We start from the raw sequence: 4837 nt of genomic DNA, 5'->3' as shown, positions 1-4837 counted from the left end.
ATATGCATGAAAAGCTTTTGCGCCGTGGAGGTGTAGTACACGACGTTGGTCCGTGCGGCGAAGCGAATACCGTTGATTCCCGGCTGCGGGCCCAGCGGCGAGGTTAACCCGTTGCCGGGATCGGGCGCCATGCTGTGGTGGCGCAGCCACACCGAGGCGGTCGCGCTCAGGCCATCGTCGGCCAGGTCGACTCGCCAGATCAACCCTGCCAGTGAGTCGGCGAGCAGAATGACGCGGGGGGCGAGCAGACACGCGCCGTTGAGACCGGCGGGCCGATCGAAGGTCAGGACCCGTGTCGGCTGCACGGGTGCGCCGGGGATCCAGCCGCGCATATCGAATCGCTCGAGGGTGGCCTGGTCGATCGTGCTGACGTAGAAGATGTCGGGCTCGGTTTCGACGATGCCCATCGCAAAACCATCGAAGGTGTGCACCAGTACCGGGGTGGCGGGCGGGCCGCCATCGGGGGCGGGGACATACCAGAGTTGCTTGTGGTTGAGAACGGTCACCAGGATCGACCCGTCGGCGCGCACCGCAAGGTTCTCCAGGAAGAAGTGCGGCGGAAAGCTGGCGATTGGACCGATGCCGGCAGGTGTGGCTGTTGTCATGGTGGTCTTCTTTCTCGTCGTGACTGTTGTCTCACAGCGCCACGTCCCAGCCGGCAAAGCTGCGGCCCGGGGGCGGTGTGGTTCACGTCGGAGTTGCGGCTGGCGCGGGTACTTCGAACGCGTTGAGCAGACCGCAGACGGAGTGATAGGCGCCAGCGAGCAGGGTCATGTCGACGATTCCGCGGTCTCCGAACGCTTTCCGGGTGTCGGCGAACGTAGCGTCGTCGACGTGATGCGAATTCGACAGCTGTCGGATGAAGCGGTAGGCGAGCTTTTCGTCATCACTGAGGGTGTCGGGTGCGGTGCCTGCGGCAAGGCTGCGGACGGTGTCGTCGGGGATTCCGTGGTGGCGAGCGACTGCGGAGTGCGCGTAGAGCTCGTAGTCTGCAGCCCACACGGCACCGACGGCCAAAATAACGACTTGGCGCACGCGGTCGGACAGCGAGGTGCGCTGTTGCTCGCTGGTCTGGAACTGCAGGAATTGTCCGGCGAGGGCAGGGCTGCGCAGCAGGGCGTTGAAAGGGCCAATGAACCTGCCGTCGGGCGTTCGGCTACCGAAGCCGGTGGTGGTGGCCCACGGCACGAACGTGTGCATGAGGTAGTCGACGAGTTCGCGTTGTTCGTCGTCGAGCGTGTCGGTGTCGAGGAGCGGCAAACGGCCGCCCAGTTGGTCTTCTGCCACGATGATCGGTCCTTCGTTTCGGTGGTGCGGCCTACTGGTCGAGCCCGATGGCGTTGGCGGGAACATCGAATGCGGCCAACGTCATTGAGACCGCGGTGAACCATCCGATGAGGACGGTGACATCGACGATTCCGGCGTCGCCGAGTAGAGCCTTAGCTCGCTGATATAGCCCTAGCGGCACGTAGCGCGGAACAACCAGAGTGGACGCGAGTTCGTACGCGACTTGCTGGCGCTCATCATCGAATGAGACTGGCTGGCCGGAAATCAGGGCCGCGACCGTCTCAGGTGCCAGCCCGCCCTCTTCGACGCCGATCTTTTCGTGCTCGTAGTTGGCGTACGGTGCGCGCCAGCGGCCGGTCACCAGGTTGGTGACGATCTCGATCTCGGCCTTCGTGAGTGTGGAGTCGGTCTGGTAGTACGCCCCGGTCGGCACGATGACCTGGGATAGCCGCGGGTTGGCCAGCCAGATCTTGTGTGGACCCGGCAACATTCCGCGCAGTCGATGAGTGAACTCGTACGCCTGTTTCATCTCTGGCGGCATCTGATCCACCGCCGTCTCGACGAAACGACCGAAGGTACCGAAGTCTGATATGTCGCTCACGTCATCCTCCTCATATCCGCGAATGAACCCTGGTCATCCGATTGTTACCCTGCTCCGTCGCTACCGGCCGTGCGATATTCGCGACATTGACCGGCTCGTTGGCTATTGGTCGGATTTGTTGGCGAGGGTGAAGGTCCAGTCCAAGGTCACGAAGGGCTCTTCGACGCAGGATCCGAACGGTGTGACGCCGGGCTCGTGGCGTACGAAGTCGGCCTGCAGCGAGGTTTGCGCGGCAAAGACTGGGTCGCTTTCGATGTAAGGGTCATTGCGCAGGAACACTTGGGTGATCAACGGCTGATAGTCCTCGGCGTGGATCCAAAAGTGGACATGCTGCGGTCGCATCACGGATCGGTTTGCCGGACGCATGATCTCCCCGACCGGGCCGTCCGTGGGGACCGGATAGTAGCGGGGTGTGACTGAGCGGTACCAGAATTGGCCGTTGTGGTCGGTGGTCAGCAGCGCCCGCATGGCCAGTTGGCCATGCAGCTTTTCAGTCTGCTGGACGTCGTAGAAGCCTTCGCCGTCGCTGTGCCAGGTGTCGACATGCACGCCGGCGACCGGCCTGCCGTTTTCATCGACCACCCGACCTGTAACGAACATCGGCGTGCCCGGCACTCCATTGGAAATGTCGTCCCCGTTTGCTGCAGTAGGACGGCCCTCAACAAAGAACGGGCCGAGCAGAGCCGCGTCGGTGGCCGAACCTCCGCCGTGCTGGTTGATCTTGTCCACCAGCGTGGAAAAGCCCAAGATGTCGGACAGCAGCACAACCTCTTGGCGGATAGGGCTGGAGATTTTGCCCAGCCGTTCGATGAAATCCATTGCGACAAACCACTCGCCACCGGTGAGCTGCACCTCCCGCGCGAAATCGTGCAAGTGCTCCACCAGGCCGACGAACACTTGGCGGAAGCGCTCATCGGTGGAAGTGTCAAAGGTCCGTAGCACGGCTTCGGTAATTGTTTGTTCGGTCAGATTGCTCGGCATTTTGCTTTGCCTCTCTTCGAGATTGGGTCGGGCGAAGGAGAACAGGAGCTCATGGGTGAATCACAACGCGGCCGGGAATGTGGTCCGCGACAGCCTGATATGCCAGGGCACCTTCGATCAGCGGATAACTGGCGGTGACGGGAAGCGGCCGAAACTCGCCGGATTCAAAATAGGGGACTATCTTTTCCAGGCGCCGCGCCGAATCGCTGACGGTGAGTTTTCGGCTGTCGCATCCATAGATCCGAGTTTCGTTGTGGTAGAGGTCCCTAAGATCGATTTCCACCGCGCGGGGACCGACGGCGCTGATCACCACCAGCCTGCCTCGATGGGCAAGTGAAGCCAGCGCCGCCGGCGTGGTCAACCCACCGACGGCGTCATACACGACGTCGACACCTCTGCCGCCGGTCAGCTTTTTGATCTCGGCGCCGACGTCAGCGTCCGGCTCAGAAGCGATGAAGTGGTCGATGACGGCCGCAGCGGGAGTGTCCGGATCAGGCTTGCGACGGTCCACACCGATCACTGTGGCGCCCAGAGCATTAGCGATTTGCGCAACCGCTCCGCCAACCCCACCGGAAACACCAAAGATCGCGATGGTCTCGTCGATTGTCAGCTGCGCGGTTTCCACCGCCCCGTACCAAGCCACCACAAAGTTGACCCCGACCGCGGAGGCTTCGTCGAAGCTGAGCCGCTCGGGTTTACGCACCAGCGCCTCCACCGGCACCGCCATCAGCTCGGCGTGTGACCCGTCGCGCGTGAAGCCGACATCTCCGCCAGTACCCCACACCGCAGCCCCTTCCCAATCGGGTGGACCACTGATCACCACGCCGGCGAAATCACGCCCGGGGATGCGCGGCAGCACCGTACCCTCCATCATCCCGGCAACGTTTTTCATGTCAGAGGGGTTGACCGACGCCGCTTCCACCCGGATCACCGCTTCCTGCGCTGTCGCAGGCGGATCCGGCATATCAGTGACGTGCAGTACAGCGGGATCACCAAACTCGTTGAACCGCAAGGCCCGCATGATTATGTCCTTCGGTGGGCTGATGGTTGTCGTCTAGACGCTGTCAAGGCAACACCCCATGATCGACCATGTCCAATGAAGAAAAACGATCACAACAATCGCGATCGGCGATAGATTCGGCGAATGGAGCTGCGACAGTTGGAGTACTTCATCGCTGTGGCCGCCGAGCTGAACTTCTCCCGGGCGGCCGAGCGGATTCACGTCGTGCAGTCGGCACTGTCGGCGGCGGTGGGCAGGCTGGAAAAGGAACTGGGCGTCGAGTTGTTCGACCGTACCAAGCGCCAGATCGCGCTAACTCCCGCGGGAGAGGTCTTTCTCGATCACGCCCGCGAAGTCAAGCTCGCAGCTCGTCGCGCCCAATCGTCGACAGAGGAATACCGCGGCCAGCTGATGAGGACAGTCGCGTTGGGCGCCTTGATGACGTGGGGAAGGGTGAATCTGCCTGCAGCGCTGGAGGAGTTCCGCCAGTCCCATCCGAAGGTCACCGTCCGTCTGCGGCAAAACACGACCGGGTCAGCCGGACATCTGGCCGCAATTGCCGACGGCCAAATGGACTTGGCCCTCGTCTCGATTACCTCGCCACGGTCTCCGCTTGTCACCGTGCGCGAGCTGACACGTGAGCCCATGGTGTTCGTCTGCGAAGCAACCCACCCCCTGGCACGTCGCAAACGGATGCCACTAGTGGACCTCGCCGGACAAGACCTGATCCACTTCCCGCTCGGATGGGGAATTCGGCAGCGCGTCGATGCCGGTTTCGCCGCCGTTGGGGTCAGCCCGGTCAATGCCTTCGAGGTCGCCGATTACGCGATCGCTGCCGAGCTGATCCGACACCGACTAGCGACGACGATCCTGCCCGTCAGCGTGGCCGACCGGTTTCCCGACCTCCGCAAAATCGATGTGGACCCACCGCTGGTATGGACGCTGTCCATCGCCTCCGCAGGCCCCCA

5 protein-coding genes and 1 pseudogene are annotated in these 4837 nt (G+C 62.6%); 1 reads left to right on the top strand and 5 read right to left on the bottom strand.

Annotation, left to right across the window (positions count from 1 at the left end; translation table 11 throughout):
- The 5 genes and pseudogenes from VNW74_RS15250 to VNW74_RS15230 all read right to left on the bottom strand — a co-directional run.
- Window positions 1-605: pseudogene (locus VNW74_RS15250) on the bottom strand (hypothetical protein); the annotation flags it as partial.
- Window positions 606-687: 82 nt separating this feature from the next.
- On the bottom strand, window positions 688-1287 hold the full coding sequence (locus tag VNW74_RS15245) for a carboxymuconolactone decarboxylase family protein (RefSeq protein WP_325678224.1): 600 nt from the start codon (window positions 1285-1287) through the stop codon (window positions 688-690).
- Window positions 1288-1318: 31 nt separating this feature from the next.
- Window positions 1319-1888: a carboxymuconolactone decarboxylase gene (locus VNW74_RS15240; protein WP_325678222.1), complete on the bottom strand. Its 570-nt coding sequence runs from the start codon at window positions 1886-1888 to the stop codon at window positions 1319-1321.
- A 102-nt stretch (window positions 1889-1990) separates the two neighbouring features.
- Window positions 1991-2869 (bottom strand): dioxygenase, encoded by an 879-nt coding sequence (locus VNW74_RS15235; protein WP_325678220.1) that lies wholly within the window; start codon window positions 2867-2869, stop codon window positions 1991-1993.
- Window positions 2870-2918: 49 nt separating this feature from the next.
- Window positions 2919-3890, bottom strand: a complete 972-nt coding sequence (locus VNW74_RS15230) for a zinc-binding alcohol dehydrogenase family protein (RefSeq protein ID WP_325678218.1) — start codon at window positions 3888-3890, stop codon at window positions 2919-2921.
- A gap of 123 nt (window positions 3891-4013) precedes the next feature.
- On the opposite strand from VNW74_RS15230, the gene VNW74_RS15225 reads away from it, so the two are divergent.
- On the top strand, window positions 4014-4837 hold an 824-nt coding region (locus VNW74_RS15225), incomplete at its 3' end, for a LysR family transcriptional regulator (RefSeq protein WP_325678216.1).

Origin of the sequence: Mycobacterium sp., from assembly GCF_035570115.1 — a bacterium.
Lineage (GTDB): Bacteria > Actinomycetota > Actinomycetes > Mycobacteriales > Mycobacteriaceae > Mycobacterium.
The sequence above is the reverse complement of the archived record's forward strand: the minus strand, read 5'-3'. Positions and strand labels throughout refer to the sequence as shown.

What these genes read in the sequence shown, in the direction of transcription:
- VNW74_RS15235 (WP_325678220.1), bottom strand. Translation starts at nt 2,869, where the DNA reads ATGCCGAGCAATCTGACCGAACAAACAATTACCGAAGCCGTGCTACGG.
- VNW74_RS15230 (WP_325678218.1), bottom strand. Translation starts at nt 3,890, where the DNA reads ATGCGGGCCTTGCGGTTCAACGAGTTTGGTGATCCCGCTGTACTGCAC.